Annotated in this window: 17 protein-coding genes, 1 tRNA gene and 1 other RNA gene; 7 read left to right on the forward strand and 12 right to left on the reverse strand. The window is 75.1% G+C overall.

All coding sequences use genetic code 11. The features are described 5' to 3' along the window. Positions 1–46 precede the first annotated feature (46 nt). On the forward strand, positions 47–1,150 hold the full coding sequence (locus PAI11_RS16050) for an inorganic phosphate transporter (RefSeq protein WP_007576647.1): 1,104 nt from the start codon (positions 47–49) through the stop codon (positions 1,148–1,150). Further along, entirely contained in the window at positions 1,147–1,374 is a 228-nt protein-coding gene (locus tag PAI11_RS16055; protein ID WP_007576649.1) for a hypothetical protein, read from the forward strand. Before PAI11_RS16050 ends, PAI11_RS16055 begins: the two co-directional genes overlap by 4 nt. 15 nt (positions 1,375–1,389) lie before the next feature. On the opposite strand, the gene PAI11_RS16060 is transcribed toward PAI11_RS16055, so the two are convergent. The 3 genes from PAI11_RS16060 to PAI11_RS16070 form a co-directional block, all read right to left on the reverse strand. Beyond that, a complete protein-coding gene (locus PAI11_RS16060) occupies positions 1,390–2,682 on the reverse strand; it encodes a Y-family DNA polymerase (RefSeq protein ID WP_007576651.1) in 1,293 nt (430 codons plus the stop codon). Between the two features lie 111 nt (positions 2,683–2,793). After that, positions 2,794–4,674: an LLM class flavin-dependent oxidoreductase gene (locus tag PAI11_RS16065; RefSeq protein ID WP_007576654.1), complete on the reverse strand. Its 1,881-nt coding sequence runs from the start codon at positions 4,672–4,674 to the stop codon at positions 2,794–2,796. A gap of 107 nt (positions 4,675–4,781) precedes the next feature. Beyond that, a complete protein-coding gene (locus PAI11_RS16070; protein ID WP_007576657.1) occupies positions 4,782–5,789 on the reverse strand; it encodes a LysR family transcriptional regulator in 1,008 nt (335 codons plus the stop codon). Between the two features lie 70 nt (positions 5,790–5,859). Between PAI11_RS16070 and PAI11_RS16075 the strand changes: the two genes are divergently transcribed. Next, positions 5,860–6,987, forward strand: coding sequence for an EamA family transporter (locus PAI11_RS16075; RefSeq protein WP_007576659.1), 1,128 nt, complete (start codon positions 5,860–5,862; stop codon positions 6,985–6,987). Positions 6,988–7,035: 48 nt separating this feature from the next. On the opposite strand, the gene rnpB is transcribed toward PAI11_RS16075, so the two are convergent. Together rnpB and lexA are read right to left on the reverse strand one after the other, a co-directional pair. Beyond that, positions 7,036–7,369, reverse strand: an RNA gene (gene rnpB, locus PAI11_RS24615) — RNase P RNA component class A. Between the two features lie 560 nt (positions 7,370–7,929). Continuing rightward, the gene (lexA, locus tag PAI11_RS16080; RefSeq protein ID WP_007576661.1) at positions 7,930–8,559 is read right to left on the reverse strand and encodes a transcriptional repressor LexA; all 630 of its coding nucleotides are present in this window, start codon (positions 8,557–8,559) and stop codon (positions 7,930–7,932) included. Between the two features lie 106 nt (positions 8,560–8,665). On the opposite strand from lexA, the gene PAI11_RS16085 reads away from it, so the two are divergent. Both PAI11_RS16085 and PAI11_RS16090 read left to right on the forward strand, forming a co-directional pair. Then, a tRNA-Leu gene (locus PAI11_RS16085) sits at positions 8,666–8,750 on the forward strand. A gap of 235 nt (positions 8,751–8,985) precedes the next feature. Continuing rightward, positions 8,986–9,420: a hypothetical protein gene (locus PAI11_RS16090; RefSeq protein WP_138974364.1), complete on the forward strand. Its 435-nt coding sequence runs from the start codon at positions 8,986–8,988 to the stop codon at positions 9,418–9,420. A 2-nt stretch (positions 9,421–9,422) separates the two neighbouring features. Here the strand turns inward: PAI11_RS16090 and PAI11_RS16095 are convergent, their stop codons facing one another. After that, the gene (locus tag PAI11_RS16095; RefSeq protein WP_138974365.1) at positions 9,423–10,340 is read right to left on the reverse strand and encodes a hypothetical protein; all 918 of its coding nucleotides are present in this window, start codon (positions 10,338–10,340) and stop codon (positions 9,423–9,425) included. A gap of 174 nt (positions 10,341–10,514) precedes the next feature. Here PAI11_RS16095 and PAI11_RS16100 point away from each other — a divergent pair, with 174 nt between their 5' ends. Then, positions 10,515–12,071 (forward strand): adenylate/guanylate cyclase domain-containing protein, encoded by a 1,557-nt coding sequence (locus tag PAI11_RS16100; protein ID WP_007576670.1) that lies wholly within the window; start codon positions 10,515–10,517, stop codon positions 12,069–12,071. Here the strand turns inward: PAI11_RS16100 and PAI11_RS16105 are convergent. The 6 genes from PAI11_RS16105 to PAI11_RS27385 all read right to left on the reverse strand — a co-directional run bounded on the left by PAI11_RS16105 (position 12,068) and on the right by PAI11_RS27385 (position 18,925). Then, positions 12,068–13,135, reverse strand: coding sequence for a PQQ-dependent sugar dehydrogenase (locus PAI11_RS16105; RefSeq protein ID WP_007576673.1), 1,068 nt, complete (start codon positions 13,133–13,135; stop codon positions 12,068–12,070). The two genes, PAI11_RS16100 and PAI11_RS16105, sit on opposite strands and share 4 nt — an antisense overlap. Before the next feature lie 60 nt (positions 13,136–13,195). Next, on the reverse strand, positions 13,196–15,523 hold the full coding sequence (locus PAI11_RS16110; RefSeq protein ID WP_007576675.1) for a hypothetical protein: 2,328 nt from the start codon (positions 15,521–15,523) through the stop codon (positions 13,196–13,198). Positions 15,524–15,663: 140 nt separating this feature from the next. After that, positions 15,664–15,888, reverse strand: a complete 225-nt coding sequence (secG, locus tag PAI11_RS16115; protein WP_007576677.1) for a preprotein translocase subunit SecG — start codon at positions 15,886–15,888, stop codon at positions 15,664–15,666. Positions 15,889–15,893: 5 nt separating this feature from the next. Beyond that, a complete protein-coding gene (locus tag PAI11_RS16120) occupies positions 15,894–16,292 on the reverse strand; it encodes a hypothetical protein (protein ID WP_007576679.1) in 399 nt (132 codons plus the stop codon). Between the two features lie 7 nt (positions 16,293–16,299). Next, positions 16,300–18,495, reverse strand: a complete 2,196-nt coding sequence (locus tag PAI11_RS16125) for a heme lyase CcmF/NrfE family subunit (RefSeq protein ID WP_007576681.1) — start codon at positions 18,493–18,495, stop codon at positions 16,300–16,302. 7 nt (positions 18,496–18,502) lie between these two features. Next, positions 18,503–18,925: a cytochrome c maturation protein CcmE domain-containing protein gene (locus PAI11_RS27385; protein ID WP_007576683.1), complete on the reverse strand. Its 423-nt coding sequence runs from the start codon at positions 18,923–18,925 to the stop codon at positions 18,503–18,505. Positions 18,926–19,106: 181 nt separating this feature from the next. Between PAI11_RS27385 and PAI11_RS26440 the strand changes: the two genes are divergently transcribed. Then, the gene (locus PAI11_RS26440) at positions 19,107–19,685 is read left to right on the forward strand and encodes a hypothetical protein (protein WP_007576685.1); all 579 of its coding nucleotides are present in this window, start codon (positions 19,107–19,109) and stop codon (positions 19,683–19,685) included. Positions 19,686–19,692: the final 7 nt, after the last annotated feature.

Below are 19,692 nucleotides of genomic sequence, written 5' to 3' on the forward strand. Positions count from 1 at the left end.
ACGACCTGTACGCCGACCGTGCCTCCGGGCGCCCCTGCCTGAGCCGATGGCCTCCGATCTGCTGCTGGTGCTGGTCATCGGGGCCGCGCTGGCCTTCGACTTCACCAACGGCTTCCACGACACCGCCAACGTCGTGGCGACGTCGATCTCGACCCGCGCGATGGCACCGCGGGCCGCGATCGCCCTGGCCGCGATCCTGAACTTCGTCGGCGCGTTCCTCTCGCTCGAGGTCGCCGCCACGATCGCCAAGGGGATCGTCGACTCGGGGGCGATCACGCTCCAGGTCGTCTTCGCCGGGCTGATCGGGGCGATCCTCTGGAACCTCGTCACCTGGTGGTACGGCCTGCCGTCGAGCTCGTCGCACGCCCTGATCGGCGGCGTGGTCGGCGCGATGCTCGTCTCGCACGGGCCGTCGGCCATCCACGGCGACGGGCTGCTGGGCAAGGTCGTGCTCCCCGCCCTCGTCGCCCCCGTGCTGGCGTTCGTGGTCGCCGGGCTCTCGATCCTGCTCGTCTACCGGATCGTCGGCCGGCTGCGACCAGGGCCGGTGACCCGCGGGTTCCGGCTCGGGCAGATCGCGTCGGGATCACTGCTGGCCCTGGCTCACGGGACCAACGACGCCCAGAAGACGATGGGCGTGATCACCCTGGCGCTGGTCGCCCACGGATCGCTCTCGGCCGCGCATCCCGACGTGCCGTTCTGGGTCGTCGTCGCGTCGGCCAGCGCGATCGCGCTGGGGACCTACTCCGGCGGCTGGCGGATCATCCGCACGATGGGCTCGAAGATCATCAAGATGGACGCCGCCCAGGGCTTCAGCGCCCAGGGCTCGGGCGCCGCGGTGATCCTGGCCGCGACCCACGTCGGCTTCCCGCTCTCGACCACCCACGTGATCTCGGGCGGCGTCGTCGGCGCCGGAGCGGCCAAGCGGCTCTCGGCCGTCAAGTGGGGCGTGGCGGGCAACATGGCGGTCGCCTGGATCCTCACGATCCCCGCGGCCGGCCTGACCGGCGCGGCCGCCTACGGGATCTCGGCGCTCTTCGGCGGCGGGACGCTCGGCCCGCTGGTGGTCTGCCTGGTGCTGGCGGTCGCGACGGTCGCCCTGATCCGGGCGCGCAGCACGCCGGCGGCGCTGGCGGAGGATCCGGCATGAGCGACGTCGGAGATCTGGTCGAGGTCGTCTGGATGGGCCTGCTGGCCGGCGTCGGGCTGAGCGTGACCTTCTCGCTGGTGATCGCCGCCGTCGTCCGAGCCGGGACCGCGCGCCGCGACGGTCGCGACGGCGCGGCGGTGCTCCACAGCGCGATCGCCGTCGTGGCCGGGCTGGTCTGCCTGGCCGCGGTGGCGTTCGCCCTGATCACGATGCTGCACAAGTAGCGCGCGGCCGGCGCCTCACGCCTCGTACGGGGTCAGCGCCATCCGCCGCTCGGCCACGCGCGACCCGGGATCGACCTCGACCACCCGCAGCGCGCCCTCGGCCCCGGCGACCTCGCGGACCTGGTGGACCGCCTCGCGCAGGCGGGCGCGACGGATCGCGACGTCCTCCTCCAGCAGCGAGCGGTCGGCCGGGACCGGCGCCCCGAAGCCCTCGACGCGCAGCGTCAGCCGCTCCGCCGGCGAGGGCAGCAGCGCCAGCCGCAGCCCGAGGGCAAGCCGGATCCGCTGGGGATCGGTCATCGCCTCGCGCAGGACGATCCGCTCCTGCCAGGTCCCGCGCTCGACCAGGTGCGCCTGCAGCAGCAGCGAGCGCAGGGGCCGGTGCCGCCGCCGCGGATGGGCCAGGACGCGATCGACCAGCAGCCCCAGCGCGTGGCCCAGCTGCTCGCCCGAGGCGGCCTCGGGCAGGCGCAGGTCGGCCTCGATCGGGTCCGGCGGATCGCGGGGGCGCAGCGGCACGTCCTGCCCCTGCAGCAGCTCCTGGGCGATCAGGCCGGGACGGCCGAAGCGCTCGCCGACCGCGCCCCGCGGCAGCGCCGCCAGCGCCCCGAGGGTGGTGATGCCCAGGCGCTCCAGCGGCTGGACCAGGTCGGCGAGGTCGGAGCGCAGGGCCAGCGCGGAGATCGGCTCCCCGGCCAGGATCGGCGGCAGCGACGCCACCGGGACGCCATGGCCCCCGCGCGGTCCGCGCCCGGGATCGGTCACGCGGGTCCCCAGCGCGGGCAGCTCGACCACCACCGGCCGCTTGTTCCGCGCCCGCCCGGCGGCCACCCGCGCCAGGAAGCGGGTCGGCGCCGCCCCGATCCGGACCGGCCCCTGCAGCACGGCATGGATCGCCGCCGCGGTGCCGTCGAGCGACCCGCCATGCAGTCGCCGGATACCGGAGGCCGCGAACCAGGCGGTGCCCGGGGCCCCGAGGCCCCCGTGCTCCGCCGCCCCGCCGACCGCGCCGACGTCGACCGCCGCCCCGATCCCCTCCAGGCGATCGACGAACGTGGCCCAGTGGACCTCGACCGCGACCGGATCGGGCGGCAGCAGCTGCAGCCGCGGGCAGCAGGCCAGGGCCTCACCCAAGGTCTGGCCGGGGCGGACGCCGAGCGCCTCGGCCGCGGGCGAGACCTCGCCGATCCGCTGCGTGCGGCCGGCCTGCGGGGCGAGCGCCACCGGCGTCAGCAGCAGCTCGCGCCGCCCCTCCGCCGCGACGACCAGCGGGAACCGGGGCAGGTGGACGCAGATCACGGACGACACGAACGCATGTTCGCATCCGGGGAGGACGACCCGCCGACCACCGCACGCCGGCGCAGCGGACGACCCGCGCCCCGCGAGGCCGATCCGCCACGCGACGCCGCCCGGCCCGGCTCAGCCCCGGAAGAGGTCGCCCAGCCGCACGGCCAGCGCCAGGTCGCCCTCGAGGTCCAGGCGGCCGGCGAGCAGGGCGCTGCCGGCGTCGATCCGACCGCCGGCCAGCCGCAGCAGGTCGTCGGGGGCCAGTCGCAGGGTCAGGGACGGCTCGCGGGCGGCGCCGCGCCGCGCCACCGAGCGCAGCGGCGTCGCCTCGACCGTCCACGCCCGCACGCGCCCGTCGGCCTCGACCAGATCGAACTGCAGCTCGCCCTTGAAGGCGCCGGCGCGGGCGGCCGGTCGCAGCGCCCGGGCCATCCCGCGGAAGACGACCGTCAGCGCCGGGTCGCTGGCCACCGTCCGCCGCAGCAGGCTCGGCCCGCCGCGGTCCAGCAGCGCCCCGAACGCCGCACCGCTGCCGCGGGCGAGCACCGCTCGCAGGGCGTCGATCGCGCCGCGACGGGCGATCGCCTCGCTGACCCCGCCGCCGTTGCTGGCGGCGGCCACGACCTCGCCGCCGGCCGGGATCCCGTTGCCGCTGCCGTGCGAGGCGACGCCGTGATCGGCCGCGCCCGCGGGCGACTCCCCCGCGCGACCCACCGGCGCGTCGCCGCTGACCGCCCCCGAGACCGTCCCGAGACCGATCGGCGGGGCCGGGACGTCGTCGTCGACGCCGTCCTCGCGCGGGAGCACGATCGTCTCGCGCTCGACCGGGATCGGCCGCCGGCGGGCGAGCGCGGCGGAGATCTCCGGGTCGTCGGCGACGACCGCATCCTCGTCGTCCTCGTCCTCGTCCAGCTCGGGCAGGACGATCCGTCCCAGCAGCTCGAGCGAGCGTCGCAGCAGGTCGCGGTCGAGCAGCCCGACCGGCGGGACGAGCAGGATCTCCTCGACGCCCGCGTCGCGGTAGCGGGCCAGCAGCTCGATCACCTGGTCGGGGTCGCCGACGGCCCCGCGGATGCTGCCGCCGACGCGGACCGCCAGCGGCCCGTCGGGGTCGGCCAGGATCGGGGCCGGGTCGTAGCCGACGCCGGCCCGACGGCGCTCGAACTGCTCGGCCACGCGCGTGCGGCCGGGCCGGTGCGCCCCGAAGCGCGTGTGGTGGTCGAGCAGGTGGCGGTGCAGGTGGATCGCGTCCAGGCCCTCCGCGAGCGCGGTCGCCGGGTCCTCGGCCACGTGCACGGGCAGGGTCACCGCCAGCCCGCCCTCGATCGCCGCGCCGAGCGGCACGCAGCGGCCCGAGCGCAGGACCGCGCGGTGCTCGGCCACCCACTCGGCCGCCTCGTCGGGCTCGAGCAGCGTCCGGACCAGCGCTCCGAGCCCGGACTCGGCGGCGACCCGGACGTCGTCGGGGCGGTCGCAGGCCCGCCAGAGCGGCGGATGCGGCCGCTGCAGCGGCCGCGGGACCAGCTGGCGGACCGGCAGGCCTTCGGGATCGTCCTCGCCGGTGAAGGGCTCCTCGGCCAGCAGCCGGGCGACCTGGGCGATCGTGCGGTCGGCGGCGGCGCGGGTCGTGCTGCGGGCGATCCGCAGCGGCTGCAGCTCGATCGCGCTCGAGGGCTCGGCGAAGGCGACCGCCACCCGCCCCCCGGAGAGCGCGTCGAGCGCGGCCACCGACGCCGCCAGCCGCGCGGGATGCTGGACGTGCGGGTGGGCCAGCAGCGGGCCGAGGCCCAGGCCCAGCCGCCGGGTGCGGGTGGCGATCGCCCCCAGCAGCGCCTCGGGCGGGCCGGCGTGGTGCAGCTCCTCGTGGAAGTGACGCTCCGGGAGCCAGACCCGCGCGAACCCCAGCTGCTCGGCGTCCACGGCGAGGTCGACGAGGTCGCGGAGCCGCCGACCGTCACCGGTCGGCGCCCAGGGGCGTGGGTGCAGCGCCTCGAGCAGCAGCGCGAACCGCATCGGCGCCGCACGCTATCCCGCGCGCGGCGAACGGACGTGACCGTCCGGTGACCGGCGGGTGGCGCGGCCGGCGGCGGACCCGGTGGCGCGCCCGGCGACGAGCCGGATCAGCGGTGGCGATCGCGACGAGCGGCGACCCGGCGACGCGCGAACTCGCTCGCGGTCTCGACCAGCAGCTCGACCATCGCGTCGACGGCCGGCGAGCGCCACGCCTGCTCGTCGAGCGCCGCGACCACGCGCCGCGAGGGCGGATGCTGGAGGTCGCGGACGACGACGTCCTCGCGCACGCTCACCAGCGCCATGTCGGGGACCAGCGCGACGCCGACGCCGGCGGCGACGAAGCCCTGGATCGCCAGGTAGTCGTCGCTCTCGAACGCCATCTGCGGCTCGAACCCGGCCCGGCGGCAGGCGCGGTCGAAGATCGCCTCGTCGGGAACGTAGTCGCGGCGGCCGAGGATCCAGTGCTCGTCGCGCAGCTCCTCCAGCCGGATCCGGCGGCGGCCGGCGAGCCGGTGGTCCGCCGGCAGCATCACGTCCATCCGGTCGTCGAGCAGGTGGACGCGGGCGAACGGGTCGTCGCGGCCACCCGGGCCGCCGCCGGCGTGCTCCGAGGAGCGGCCGGCCGCGGGCGGGGACGCGGGCCAGCCGCCCGGGCCCGACTCCTCGGGGTCCTCGACCAGCAACGCCAGATCGCAGTCGCCGGCCTCGAGCGCGGCGCGGCCGTCGGGCACCTCGAGCGGGCGCAGCGTCAGCTCGACGCGCGGGAAGCGGGCCCGGAAGCGCGCGATCGCCAGCGGGACCAGCGACGCGCCGGCCGTCGGAAAGGCGACCATCCGCAGCGGCCCGGCGTCGCCCTCGCGGAGCGCGCGCAGCTCGCTCTCGGCGTCGGCGATCCGGGCCAGGATGCCGTCGGCGTGGCGCAGCAGGACCTCGCCGGCGCCGGTCGGGCGTACGCCGCGGTGGCGGTCCAGCAGCGGCACGCCGGCCTCGCGCTCGAGCGCGGCGACCTGCTGCGAGATCGCCGACTGGGTGTAGCCGAGCGCCGTCGCGGCGGCCGAGAACGAGCCGCGGCGGGCGACCTCGCGCAGGATTCGCAGGCGGCGGGCATCAAGCATCAGTGATCCTGATCGATTCTATCGGGAAGTCTCGTTGTACTTATCGTGCGGCGCGCGCAACCATCGTTGGGTGACCCGTCCACGCGCCTCGCTCTCCCCCGCGGCGGTCGCGACCTCCGTGCCGGGGGCCGCCCGTCCGGCATCCTCGACCGGCAGCTTCGTCCCGGCGCCCGCACCGGGCGGCGCCGGCGGCGCGCTCGCGCCCCGCACGACCTTCGGGCGCCGGTCGCGCGGCGGCCTGCTCGGCCACTGGAAGCTGGTCCTCGCGCTGGCGACGGTCTGGATCATCTGGGGCTCCACCTTCCTCGGGATCCGGGTGATGGTCGAGACCATCCCGCCGCTGCTCGGCTCGGGCCTGCGGTTCCTGCTCGGCGGGCTGGTGCTGGGCGCGGTGGTCCTGCGCGGGCAGGGTCGCCGGGCGTTCGTGCTGAGCGCCGACGAGTGGCGCGGCAGCGCGGCGATGGGCCTGCTGCTGGTGGCCGGCGGCGTCGGCCTGGTGGCGCTCGCCGAGAGCCACCACGTGCCCTCGGCGCTGGCCGCCCTGATCGCGTCGGCCGAGGCGGCGATCGTCCTCGGCCTGCGGGTCGCTGTCGGCCGCGAGCGGATCTCGGCCGCCACCGCGACCAGCGTCGGCATCGGCCTGATCGGGGTGGCGATCCTGCTGCTGCCGGGCTCGCGGCCGGCCGGGATCCCGCTGTGGGCGATGCTGCTGGCCCTCGCCGGGTCGGTGACCTGGGCGATCGGCACCTTCGCCGGATCGCGGATGGTGACCGCCCGCCGGCTGCTGGTCGGGATCACGATCCAGATGCTGGCCGGCGGCACGATCCTGATCGCGGCCGGCCTCGTGACCGGCGAGCGGCTGGACCTCGGCGCCGTCTCGACCGGCTCCGCGATCGCCTTCGCCGGTCTGACCGCGGCGTCCGTGGCGGTCTACGTGGCCTACGGCTGGCTGCTGCGCAACGCGTCGCTGTCGCTGGTGACGACCCAGTGCTACGTCAACCCGCTGGTGGCGGTGGCGCTCGGCGCGCTCGTCCTGCACGAGCGCCTGTCCGGCACGGCCGCGATCGGGATGGCGATCACGATCGCCGCGGTGGCGCTGGTGCTGCGGACCGAGCGGTCGGGCGGCGGAGGCACGGCGGATGGCGCGGGCACGGCGGATGGCGCCGCGGGCGCGGGCGAGCGGCCGCTGCCGGCCTAGGACGGGCACGGTCACCGGAAGTAGAAGGACCCCGCCGAGGCGGGGCCCTTCCGTAGCAGGCCGGTAAGCCGGATTCTGTCGTTGCGCAGCCATCCATCTGTGCGACCTACCTGGACCTCGACGGGCCGCCTGCGAACGGTCCTGCTCGGTCTTGCACCGGGTGGGGTTTACCTGGCCGCCGCGTCGCCGCGACGCCGGTGCGCTCTTACCGCACCATTTCAACCTTGCCTGTGCGGGCGGCGAACCACCCGCCATCGGCGGTGTCATTTCTGTGGCACTTTCCCGCGGGTTTCCCCGGGTCGGCTCCCCGACCACCCTGCCCTGTGGTGTCCGGACTTTCCTCGAACGGGACGAGCCCGCCCGCGGCTGCGTGGCCTGCGGTGTGAAAGGTACCGGGGCGACGCAAAAGGCACCGGGCCGGTACCGGTCGCCGGTGGGCGACGTCCCTCCCCCTCGAGGTACGCCACCCATCGACTCCCGAAAACCACCACTCGCCCAGGTCACGCACCCATCGCCTCCCAGCCGGGTCCGCCACCTGTCGCATCCTTCGCCTCCCAGCCGGATGCGTCCTGCCTGCCGCCCCACGCGAGGCGACGCCACCATCACCCGCTCAATCGAGCGAGGTTCCGCACTCCCCGCACGCCCCTCCCAAGGCGTAGCGAGCACCAACGCCCGTTCCCCGCCCGGCGGACAGCGGCCGCATGCGGCCTCCGCACAGCGGGCAGGGAACGGCACGTCCGGTGGACAGGCCCTCCCATGCGCCGACGACCAACTCGTCGAGCACGCGCCTGCCATCACGGCGAACGGGGCCGGTCGTCCCCATCGTCGCCGTGCCGGGTCGCGCCGTCGCGCCACCCAAGATCTCTGCCCGCTCCCGTCGATCGACGAGGCTGGGCGTCGCGCCGGCCACCGCAAGCGTCCCCGGTGCACCGGCGCCGGTCATCAGTGGACCTTCCGCAGCACGCCGACGACCTTGCCGAGCACCCGCGCCTCGCGCGAGCGGATCGGCTCCATGTCGGGGTTCTCCGGCTGCAGGCGGATGTGGTCGCTCTCGCGGAAGAAGCGCTTGACGGTCGCCTCCTCGCCCACCAGCGCGACGACGATCTCGCCGTCGCGGGCCGTCTCCTGCCGGCGGACGACGACCAGGTCGCCGGCCAGGATGCCGGCCCCGATCATCGACTCGCCCCGGACCCGGAGCAGGTACTCGCCGTCCTCGCCCCCCGCGAGGTCGGGCACGGGGACGTGCTCCTCCACCTGCTCCTCGGCCACGATCGGCGTACCGGCCGCGACCTGGCCCAGCAGCGGCAGCCGCCGCGAGTGGCCGACCGCACCGCGAACGCCCTCGACCGCGGACTCCAGCGCGCGGTCGAGCAGCTCGATCGCACGCGGCTTCGACGGGTCGCGCCGCAGCAGGCCGAGCTTCTCCAGGTTCGCCAGGTGCGCGTGCACCGTGGACGAGCTGGCCAGCCCGACCGCCTTGCCGATGTCGCGCACCGTGGGCGGGTAGCCGTTGTTCGAGGTGTACTTCCGGATGAAGTCGAAGATCTCTTGCTGGCGCTTCGTGAGGTCCATGCCCTACTCCGCTCGACCGAACATGTGTTCGCTACGCTACCGCGCCGTCCGGCGGACTGCAACCAGACCTCGTCCGGAACGATGAACGGCTACACTCCGCCGTCCTGCGCCGATGGCGGAATTGGTAGACGCGCAAGGTTGAGGGCCTTGTGGGGGATAACCCCGTGGAGGTTCGAGTCCTCTTCGGCGCATACGCAGGACAGCGAGATCCCGCGGCTCTTCGGAGCCGCGGGATCTCCTGCTTTCGGGGGCCGCCGTCGCTCGCGACCGGCGCATGGCCCCGCCTCGCCCGCCGACGGCGACCGCGCCCTGCCAGGAGCTGGATTGACAGCGGAGAGCACCAGCGCATACGGTGCCGACAGCGCGAACACCGGCGTGTGCGGAGTCGCGGGTTCGCGGACAGGGTCAAGCACCGGAGGAGCATCCATGCGCAAGGCAGTGGCAATCATCGGCACCACGCTCATGCTCGCCGCGCTCTCGGCGGCGCCCGCGTCGGCCGAGCTCGGCGTCGCGAGCGGCGGGCCTCCCGGGGGCGCCGTCTGCGCGACCGACAACTACGTCAAGTCGTGCTTCGCGCAGAACGGCGACGACATCTACGTCTACGACGCCGAGAAGGACGGCGCCTCGGCGGTCGCCCGCTGGTCGCTCAGCGGCGGCGGCTCCGGCTTCTGCCGCAACCAGCGCGGGTACGGCACCTGGGTGAAGTGCGACAAGAACTTCACCGAGTGCTTCGCCAGCGGCGCCAACAACACGTTCCGGTGGGAGAACTGGACCTACGACGCCGACCTGGCCGACTGGAACTTCATCTCCGGGCCGTACGCGGTGGGGGTGTCGCCGAACCGCTGCCCGCAGCCGGTGTAGCGCTACGGCTGCGCGCCCTCCAGCCAGTTGCGGACCTGGGCGGGATTCGTCGCCTGCTTCCACGTCGTCGCGCACTCGTTGCCGGTGTAGATCCAGTTGACGAGCAGCGGGTGCTCCCCCGCGATGTTGCGGGTCAGATGGCCCTGGACGTAGTCGTGCGCCTCGAGCTCGCGCAGGTCCGGAACGTTCTCGCCGTCGCCGACCGGCGGGATCGTGCTCGCGTCGTAGCGCTGGTCGAGCTGCACCGGCGCGCCGAACGTCGTCGTCACCGGGACGCTCCATCGGATGCCCGCGGGGCCCGCCTCGACCTCGAGCTTCACCTGCCACGGCAGCTTGCCGAGCAGGACGACCTGGCGGTCGGTCTCGGTCATCCTGGCGAGCATCAGCCAGGTCATGAACGTATTGCCGCCGACGGTCTTCTGCAACGGCGCGTTGATCCCCCGCCCCGTGACCGCCACCGGTATCGGCCACCGCGGCTCGTCCGTGCACGAGACGTCCAGCAGCTGGTGGAGCCGCAGCTCCTCGGTCGCGCCGCCGCCGAACGCGTAGAAGGGCAGCGAGCCGATGTCACTGTCGCGCAGCGGCGAGTAGTACTGGAAGTCCTCGGTGATCTGCCCGCCGAGGTCGGAGCCGTAGAACGCGAAGCGCTCGTACGTGACGACGTTCTGCGCGAACCCGACCGTCCACTTCGGGACCTCCGCCGGGTCGACCGCGTCCAGGACCGTGATCTCGGCGCTGAACCGCGCCTGGGTCGAGGTCAGCATCACCGCGGCGATCTCGTTGCTGCAGCTGTAGTCGTCCTGGTCGATGTACTGCAGCGGCTCGCTCACCTGATCGATCGCGCGGTCCTCGTCGGTGCTGGCCCGCAGCTCCCCGTCGATCTGGATCCGCATCCCGGCAACCTCCACCACGCGCGTCATCGGGTCCCCCTCGGTCGTTCGTCGCGCACATCGGCCGGCGTCCGGCCGGCCGCGGTCGCGAGCCTACCCACTACGGGAACTCCAGCGTGTGCGATCCGTGGACGGCCCGGAGATGCCTGGGTCGCGCGTCCGGCGCCCGCTCCGCTCCACCGCGCCGCTCACTAGGCTGACGCGGTGGAGGCAGCGGCCCGACGACCAGCTCCCGACGCCGGTCCCGACCCGACGGGAGCCGGGCGGGAGCTGCATCGCTCGCGGACGCGCGTGATCTCCGGGGCGACCGTCGCCGCCAACGTGGCGGGCGCGCTGGTCGTGATCGTGCTGACGGCGCTGGTGCTGCCGCTGCCGGAGGCGATCCGAGGCACCGACGTCGTCGGGCGCAACGTCCTCGCCGGCGCGCTCTACCTGGCGGTGGCGGTCCCGCTCGGCCTCTGGCTGGGACTGCGCCGCGCCCGGCCGATCGGCCGCTGGCTGCTCGCCGAGACGCCGGCCGACGACCGAATCCGCGAGCACGTCCTGCGACTGCCCCAGCGGCTGCTGGGGATGCAGCTGGCGCTGTGGGGGATCGCGGTCGTCGTCTTCTACGCCAGCAACTTCGGCGTCTCGCGACTGGCCGCGTTCGAGGTCGCGATCACCGTCGCGCTCGGCGGGATCACCACCGCCTCGATGGCCTACCTGCTGACCGAGCGCGCGATGCGGCCGATCACCCGGCGGGTCCTGCGCGGCACCGCGCCCCGCAGCTACGCCGTCCCCGGCGTGGCGACGCGGACGATGATGGCCTGGGGCCTGGGCACCGCCGTCCCCGTGCTCGGGACCGTCGTCCTGGCCGCGTTCGTCCTCGCCCTGCCCGCCTCGCCCGCGGCCGCGGCCCGCTCGACGATCGTGCTCGGGGCGACCGCGCTCGTCGTCGGGTTCCTGGCGATCCTGATGGTGGTGCGCCAGATCGCGGCGTCGCTGCTGCTGCTGCGGACCGCGATGGAGCAGGTCGAGAGCGGCGACCTCGACGTCGACGTCCTGCCCGACGACGCGAGCGAGGTCGGCTTCCTGCAGGCCGGCTTCAACCGGATGGTCGCCGGGCTCCGCGAGCGCGAGCGGATCAGGGACGCGTTCGGCGCCTACGTCGACCACGACGTCGCCCGCCACCTGCTCGACGGCGGCGTCCGCGCCGACGGCGAGGAGGTCGAGGTGACCGTGCTGTTCCTCGACGTGCGCGACTTCACCGGCTTCGCCGAGCGCTCGACCGCCCGCGAGGTCGTCTCCACCATCAACCGCCTGTTCGAGCGCGCCGTCCCCGCCATCCACGGCCATGGCGGCCACGTCGACAAGTACGTCGGCGACGGGCTGATGGCGGTCTTCGGCGCTCCACAGGCCCAGGTCGACCACGCCGGCCGGGCGCTCGCCGCCGCGCGCGAGATCGCCGCCGCCGTCGAGATCGAGTTCGGCGACGCGCTCGGCGTCGGCATCGGCCTCAACTCCGGCCTGGTCGTCGCGGGCAGCATCGGCGGCGACGGGCGCCTCGAGTTCACCGTCATCGGCGACACCGTCAACACCGCCGCGCGGGTCGAGTCGTCGACCCGCCGGACCGGCGACACGATCCTGCTGACCGCCCGCACGCTGGAGCTCTCCGGCGAGCCGCGCGAGCGCTTCGTCGCCCGGCCCGGGATCGAGCTGAAGGGCAAGCGCGAGCCGATCGGCCTGTTCGCACCGGTCCCGGACCGCGCCGCGCGGCGCTAGCCGGCCGCGGTGCCGTCCCGCAGCGGCTCGTCCCGGCGCAGGTCCTCGACCGTTCCCGCATCGTGGATCCGGCCGTCGTCGGCCGACACCAGCACCCGGTCGCCGACGATCGCCAGCCCGTAGCGGCAGCGGGTCGGGAGCACCTGCGGGATCGTCGCCGGCAGCTCGCCGCGGCGCTCCGCGCGGTCGAGGCGCCCGGAGAGGTAGCCGCAGGCCACGAGCAGGCCGCCGTCGCCGCTGACGGCGAGCGCGACCGGAGCCCGCCGGAAGGGGCTGGCGACGGAGCTGAGCCCGGGACGATCGCCGCGACCGGTCCGCTCGCGATCGGGGCCGCCGGCGCGATCCGCGATCCACAGCCGGCCGCCGCGCGCCCGCGCGATCGCCGTCGGGTCGTGCCACCCGCGCGAGCGGCGCCGCGGGACCTGGCGGGGACCGCGATCGGGGTCGAGGCTGATGACGCGGCCCGCGACGCCCTCGGAGGTCCGCGCCCGGTAGGCGCCCCCCTGGTCGCCGACGGCGAGCACCAGCCGCCCGCCCGGGAGCGCGACCAGGCCACCGCCGACCCGCCGCACGCCGGCCCGCGGCCCGACCCAGACGATCCGCGCCCGCGGGAGGCCGATCTCGGCGACCACCAGCCGCCGGTCGGCCGCCCGCACGTACGACGCGTAGACCCGGCCGTCGGCGGCCGCGGCCAGCCCGCGAACCCCGCCGGCAGCACCGCCTCGGACCGCCAGCTCGGCGACGATCTCGCCGCCCGAGACCTGGTCGCCGTCGATCGTGCCGCGCCGGACGCGCCCGCTGCCGCGCTCCGTCCAGAGCAGCTCGCGATCGCCCGGGATCGCGGTCAGGACGCTGGCCGGCGCTCGCGGCCGTTCCGCCGCCGGCGGAGGCGCGATCGCGCCGGGAGCCGGAGGCAGGTGGCCGACGGCCTCCAGCCGCGGTGGCGAGAGGACCGTCGGGTCCGGCTCGGACGCCTGCAGCAGGATCGCTCCGAGCGCCGCGACGGCCGCCGCGATCCACGCGACGGCCGTGCGCCGGGTCACGAGCCGTGGAGCGGGCACCATCGAGTCACGAAGCCTCGCAGAGCGGGCGGCGGCCCGCCGCCGCGGCGAGCCGGCCACCGCTCACCACGGCTTCCCGCGGCGGGCGTAGGCGCGCCGCAGGGCCTGGCGCGTCGACGCCGCGTCGGGCCCGTTCGCGACCACCGGCCGCGGCCTCCACCGCAGCCGCAGCTCGCCCGAGCGGCCCGGCAGCAGCAGCGAGCGGCCATCGGCGGCCAGCCCCGGCGCCTCGACCTGCTCGACCGCCCGCGGGATCCGGACCCGCAGCGGCACGTCGTCGGGGACGTCGGCCGACCACCGCAGCAGCGCCCCGTCGGCGAGCGCGTCGAGCTGCAGGTCGACCGGTCCGTGGATCGTGGCCGCGCGCTGGATCCGGGTCCTGCTGCCCGGCCGCAGCCAGGCCGGCGGCAGCGCGTCCAGCAGCAGCACCTCGCCGCCGGACTCGCGCACGAGCATGTCGTGCAGCAGCGACATCAGGTCGGCCGCCGCCCAGGCGTGCGGTCCGAGCGCCCAGAGGATCTCGCGCCGCGAGTAGGGCTTCGACGCCTGCTCCCAGGTCCCGCCGCTCGCCGTCAGGTGCGCCAGCACCGCGTAGACGCCCGCGACCGCCACGTCGGGGCGCCCGTCGAGCAGCGCCGTGTGGCGGCGGCGCAGGCCCAGGTACAGGTGCAGCCGCTTGTCCCAGATCGCCAGCCCCTCGCGCTCCTCGGCCGCGCCGGCCGCCATCGTCGCCCGCACCAGCGGGTCGTCCGGGGCCAGCAGCCCGGTCGGCCAGGCCAGCCACATCTGCCCCCAGCGCTCGCCGCCCTTCGCGTCGAGGACCGGTGGCACGACGCCGTCGACCGCGGCCTCGGCGACCCGCGCCCGAGCGATCTCGGCGACCCGGTCGGCGATCGCGCCCCAGGCCGCCGCGCGCGCCTGATCGCCCGCCACCAGCGCCAGCCCCGTCACCCGCCGCGTGCCGCCGGCGAGCCAGGCCAGGTCGCCGGTCACGTGCCCGGCCTGGTCCTCGTTGTCGCCCGGGTCCGAGGGCGGCAGGATCCACCGCGGATCCTCCGTCAGCCGTCGCTCGACCCACGCCATCGCCCGGTCCGCGACCGGCAGCAGCGCCTGCGCCTGCGCCCGATCGCCCGATCGCAGCGCGTGGTCGCCGAACGACCACAGCGCCTGGCCCATCCCGTCCTGCTGCCCGCGGCGCGACTGCAGCAGCCCGTCGGCGTTCTGCCACGCGGGCAGGAAGGCCACGTCCTGGCCGGCCTCCTCGTGCAGGCCGACGAGGTCCAGCGTGTGGGCGATCATCGCCGTGTCGCGCAGCCACGACGCCTGGTACTGGAACTTGTTGACGCCCTGGACCCAGCGGCCGTCGGCGAGCTGGATCCGCGGCACCAGCAGCGCCTGCAGCCCGGCCCGCCAGGCCAGGTCGACCGCCGGCTCCGGCGTCTCGAGGCTCATCGCCCGGTCGAGCACCGGTCGCCATGCGGCGGCCAGCCGTGCGAGGCCGGCGTCGAAGCCGTCCTGCAGCACGGCGCTGCCGGCCGGGACCGGGCGCAGCGGCACGACCACGTCGAGCGTCCGCGTCGCCCCCGGGCGGACCGTCGCCCGCAGCCGCTGGCGGGCGCCGACGGCGTCGCGGCGACGGGCCGGGAGGACGGTCCGGGAGACGGCGTCGCCGGCGCTCCGGCGCCCGCTCAGCTGCCCGACGGCCAGCAGCGGGCTGCCCGAGCGGTCGAGCACCCCGGCCTGCCAGCGGTAGCGCCAGGCGCGGTCGAAGAGGTCTCCCGGCTGGTCGAGTCCCCCCGGCATCTGCGGCTGCACCGCGCGCATGAAGCGGTAGTACGGCCGCGCGGGCTGGCCGGGAGCCGGCGAGCGCTCGCGGACCCCGGCCCCGAGCCAGCCGACGTCGAGGCCGAGCCGGAACGATCGCGAGCGCGCGGAGCGGTTGACGACCTCGACCCGCAGGTGGACGACCGGCACGCCGGCGGCGTCGACCGCGAAGGCACGCACGCGGTGGACCAGGCCGTCGACTCGGCGCACGGCGCGGTAGACCGGCAGCTCGCCCTCGAGCGTGCGGGTCGGCTGGTCCCAGCGCCGGAGCGTGCCGCCGACCCGCAACGTCAGCTCGAGCCGGCCGCTGTAGAGCGAGCCGGTCGGCGTCAGCTCGGCCGACTCCGGGGCCCCGGGGACGCCGAGCTGATCGGTCGGGTGGGCCAGGTAGCCGCCACCGGCGCCACCGCCCGGGCCGGTCGTGCCGGTCCTGCTCGCGGCGGCAGCCGACGGCGCGAGCGCCAGCGCCGCGAGCAGCGCAGCGGCGGCCGCGAGCGGGCGCCGCCGGGATGAACGTCCGCCGGAGCGCGGAACGGCGCTCCGGGACGATCGAGAGAGCCGGCCCATCAGCGGTACGCAACCACAGATGGCCCGGTCGGCGAGCCACCTCGTCGCCCGCGGGAACTGCGCGGCCGAGACGATCGAGGGAACGCGGGCGGTGCGCCGGCGGGCGCGGATCGAGCCGGGCCGGGACGGCGCAGCGGCGTTCAGATCTTGATCAGGACGATCGTGTTCACGACGAACACGACGCAGAAGAGGACGGTCCAGCGGTTCAGGTTGCGCTCCACGTAGGAGCCCCCGCCGAGCGGGCCCTGACCGGTGCCGACGCCGAACGCGCCCGACAACCCGGCGTCCTTGCCGGAGTGCATCAGGATCAGCGCGATCAGGACGATCGACACGAAGACCTGCAGAACCGAGAGGATGACCTCCATCGTGGCTACAGCCTACCGGCCGGCGCCGCGTCGGGCGGGCCGCCCTCGCCGGTGGTCGCGGCCGCGGGATCGTGGCCGTCGCCGGCCGCTGCCGGCGGCGGGTCCTCGGGCGCCTCGGGCGCCGTTCCGAGCCCGTCGAGCTCGTGGAGGATCTCGACCGCGTCGGCCCGCAGCCGGCGGTCGATCGCCTGCCAGTCCGCGTCGGAGAGCTTGCCGGTGGCGTGGTCGAGCTCGGCGTCGCGGATCTCGCGGTACTTGGCGATCTTGGCCGCGTCGAGGTCGGCGCGGCGCAGGTCGTGGCGCCCCGCGGCCGCCTGCTCGCGACCGGGCCACAGCGGCTGGCCGAGCACGAACAGCGCGATCGCGAGCGCCGCGAGGACGATCAGGGCAGCGACGGCGTCCATCGTCGTCCTAGTCCCCCGCCGGCGCGCGGCCGAGGTCGCGGGCGACGCGCGCGGCGTGCCGCGCTCGCACGCGCCGGGTCTGCAGGTCGGGGGCGGGCCAGATCGCCAGCAGCCCGCCGAGGCCGGCCAGCAGCGCGCCGATCCAGATCCAGGTCACCAGCGGCGACACGATCACCTGGAAGGTCACCGGGGACGGGCGCTGGCGGTAGAAGTCGGCGATCCTGACCGCCGCGTCGGCCGACGCGGCGAACGGCGCCGGGTTCTTCTTCAGCCGGTCGTCGACCGCCCGCAGCAGCTCGGCCAGCGCGTCGCCGTCGGGCTGCATCGCCAGCCACAGGTCGCGGCGGATGCCCGGGTCGAGCGCGACCTCGGTCGCCGACTCGCCGAGGAAGAAGCGGCTGACCGGCCCCAGCGAGACGTCGGTCGAGGGGAAGTACTCGCGGGTCGGGCGCATCGTCTGCAGCCGCTTGCCGTCGCGGTAGATCCCGACCTGGGCGCCGAGGATGATCTTCTGGATCTTCTCGCCGCTGCCGTCGGCCTGGGTCTTCCAGGTCCCGATCGCCTTCTCGTAGCGCAGCTCGTAGCCGCCGGAGCGGAAGCGGTCGCCGACGTTGGCGTGGACGCGGTGCTGGTCCTTGAACGCCGAGCTGGCGGCCACCGCGATGATCAGGACGGCGATCCCGGCGTGGACCAGGTAGCCGCCGTAGCGGCGCCGGTTGCGGCCGACCTGGCGGCCGAGCGCGACCGGCAGCGGCTCGCCGGTGGCGGTCCGCCGCACCCGGACGCCGCGCTGCAGCTCCTGGCCGACCGCGCCGAGCACGAAGCCGCCGAGGAGGACCGCGATCGCCACCTCGAGGTGGCCGCCCGCCCCCAGCGCCAGCCCGATCGCGAGCGCCAGCAGCGCCACCGCCAGCGGGCCGCGCAGCTGACGCCAGGCGTGGGCCGCGGTCGTGCGCCGCCACGCGGCCAGCGGGCCGAAGCCCATCAAGAGCGTCAGGACCAGCGCCAGCGGGCCGACGAAGCGGCCCCACCAGACGGTCTCCAGCGGGCGCTGCTGGCCGGTCAGCGCCTCGCCGATCAGCGGGAAGAACGTCCCCCACAGGATCACCAGCACCAGGCCGACCAGGACCACGTTGCCGGCCAGGAAGAACGCCTCGCGCGAGAGCAGCGAGTCGATCCGGTGCTCGGACCGCAGCAGGTCGCGGCGCCAGGTGACCAGCGCGATCGAGCCGCCGATCATCGTCGCCAGCAGGATCAGGAACGGGATCCCGAGCGTGCTCGACCCGAAGGCGTGGATCGAGGACAGGACGCCCGAGCGGACGATGAACGTGCCGAGGATGCAGAGCACGCCGACGCCGAGGATCAGCGACGCGTTCCAGGTGCGCAGCATCCCGCGCTTCTCCTGGATCATCACCGAGTGCAGGAACGCGGTGCCGAGCACGAACGGCATCAGCCCGGCGTTCTCGACCGCGTCCCAGCCCCAGTAGCCGCCCCAGCCCAGCTCGGCGTAGCTCCAGCGCGCGCCGAGCACCAGCCCGATGCCGAGCAGCAGCCAGGCGCCGAGGGCGTAGCGGCGGGTCGAGCGGATCCAGTCGGCGCCGACGTGCCCCGCCGCCAGCGCGCCGACCGCGAACGCGAACGGGATCGCGAACAGCGTGTACCCGCTGTAGAGCATCGGCGGGTGGATCATCATGCTCGGGTACTGCAGGAGCGGGCTCAGGCCCACCCCCTCGAACGGGACCTGCGCGAGCGTCGAGAACGGCGACGTGAAGGCCGTCAGCAGCAGCAGGAAGAACGCCGCCAGGCCCAGCAGCACGGCCTGGGCCCACGGCACGACGTCGGCCATTCGGCGGCCGGTCCGCCAGAGCACCAGCGAGCTCCAGAGCGACAGCAGCCAGACCCACAGCAGCAGCGACCCCTCCTGCGAGCTCCAGGGGGCGGCGATCCGGTAGAGCAGCGGCGTCGTCGAGCTGGAGTGGTCGGCCACGACCTCGAACCGCAGGTCGGTGCGGATGAACGCGACCTCGAGCAGCAGGAACGAGACGGTCGCCAGCGCGGCGACCAGATAGACCGCGCGGCGGCCGGAGGTCGTCCAGGCCTCGCCGCGGGTGCCGCCGGCGCGGGCGCCGGCGATGCTCGCGACGACGCCGTAGACGGCGATCGCGAGAGCGAGGGCGAGCAGCCCGCGGCCGAGCAGGGCCATCAGGCCCTCAAGACGGGTTCGAGGCGGCGGGCGTCTTCTCGCTCTTGCCGTCGTCGAACTTCGAGGGGCACTTCGTCACCAGCGAGTCGGGCTTGCCGGTGAAGGTCGCCGAGCCGGCGGGGCCCTTGCGGACCGTGACGATGACCTCGCGGCCCTCCCGGAACGGATCCGGGACCTGCCCGCTGTAGGTGACGGGGACCGAGGCGTGGCCCTTGCGGTCACGGACCCGGAAGACGATCGACTCGCCCTTGCGCTTGAACGATCCCTCGACCACGACGCCGGTCAGGCGGTAGTCGGTCCCGGCCTTGGCGTCGCGCAGCTCGCTCGGCTGGCGGGCCTCGGCCGAGCCGGCGAAGCTCGTGTAGAGCAGGACGCCGGCGAGCACCACGGCAGCGGCGATCGCGAAGGACAGGCGGAGCGTCCGCGACATGGGCTCCAGTATGCCGAGGATCGCCGTCGCCGGCTCCCCCGTCCCCGAGGCCCGGGCGCGCCGGGGCTCGTGCACGGTGCCCGGCCACGGCGTCCTTGGCGCCCCTCCGCTTCCTACTCGCGGTCGCGTTTGTTCGGTTTCCGGTGGCGCGGGCCGGTCGGTAGCGCTACGATCGCGCCGGATGACCGGGACGAAGAAGGCCACGACGGGGCAGCGACCGGCGGCCGGCAAGGCCGCGCCGGAGCCCGCGACGGCGATCGGCGGCAGCCGCCGAGTCGCCGCGGGGCTGATCTTCGTCCTGATGCTCCTGGGCGGCCTGTTCATGTGGGCCGGCAGCCCCTACCTGTGGCTGCGGGTCACCGCCGCCAACGCCGACAGCCAGAACCTGTCGATGGGCCAGGTGCTGTTCATCCTGGTCGCGATCGGGGTCACCGGCTTCGTGATGGTCAAGATCCTCGCCTGGCTCAACAGCGTCTACACCCGGGTCACCGGCGGCGAGGACGAGGTCGTGATCCGGATGCCGTGGACGCAGTCGATGCGCGACGGCCGCACGACCGGCCGGGTCACCACGATCCTCGACGTCGTGATGGTGATCTCGGTCAGCCTGGCGCTGCTGGCGGCCGCCGTCTGGTTCTTCTTCTTCGCCGGCGACACGCTCCACCACGGCCAGAAGCGCAGCAGCGCGCCGGCCGTGACCGTCGTCGCGAGCGCCCCGAGCGCCCCCGCGCCGCCCGCCGTTCGGATCGGCGCCGCGCGGTAGCGCTCCC

The sequence above is a fragment of the Patulibacter medicamentivorans genome (genome assembly GCF_000240225.1).
GTDB lineage: Bacteria > Actinomycetota > Thermoleophilia > Solirubrobacterales > Solirubrobacteraceae > Patulibacter > Patulibacter medicamentivorans.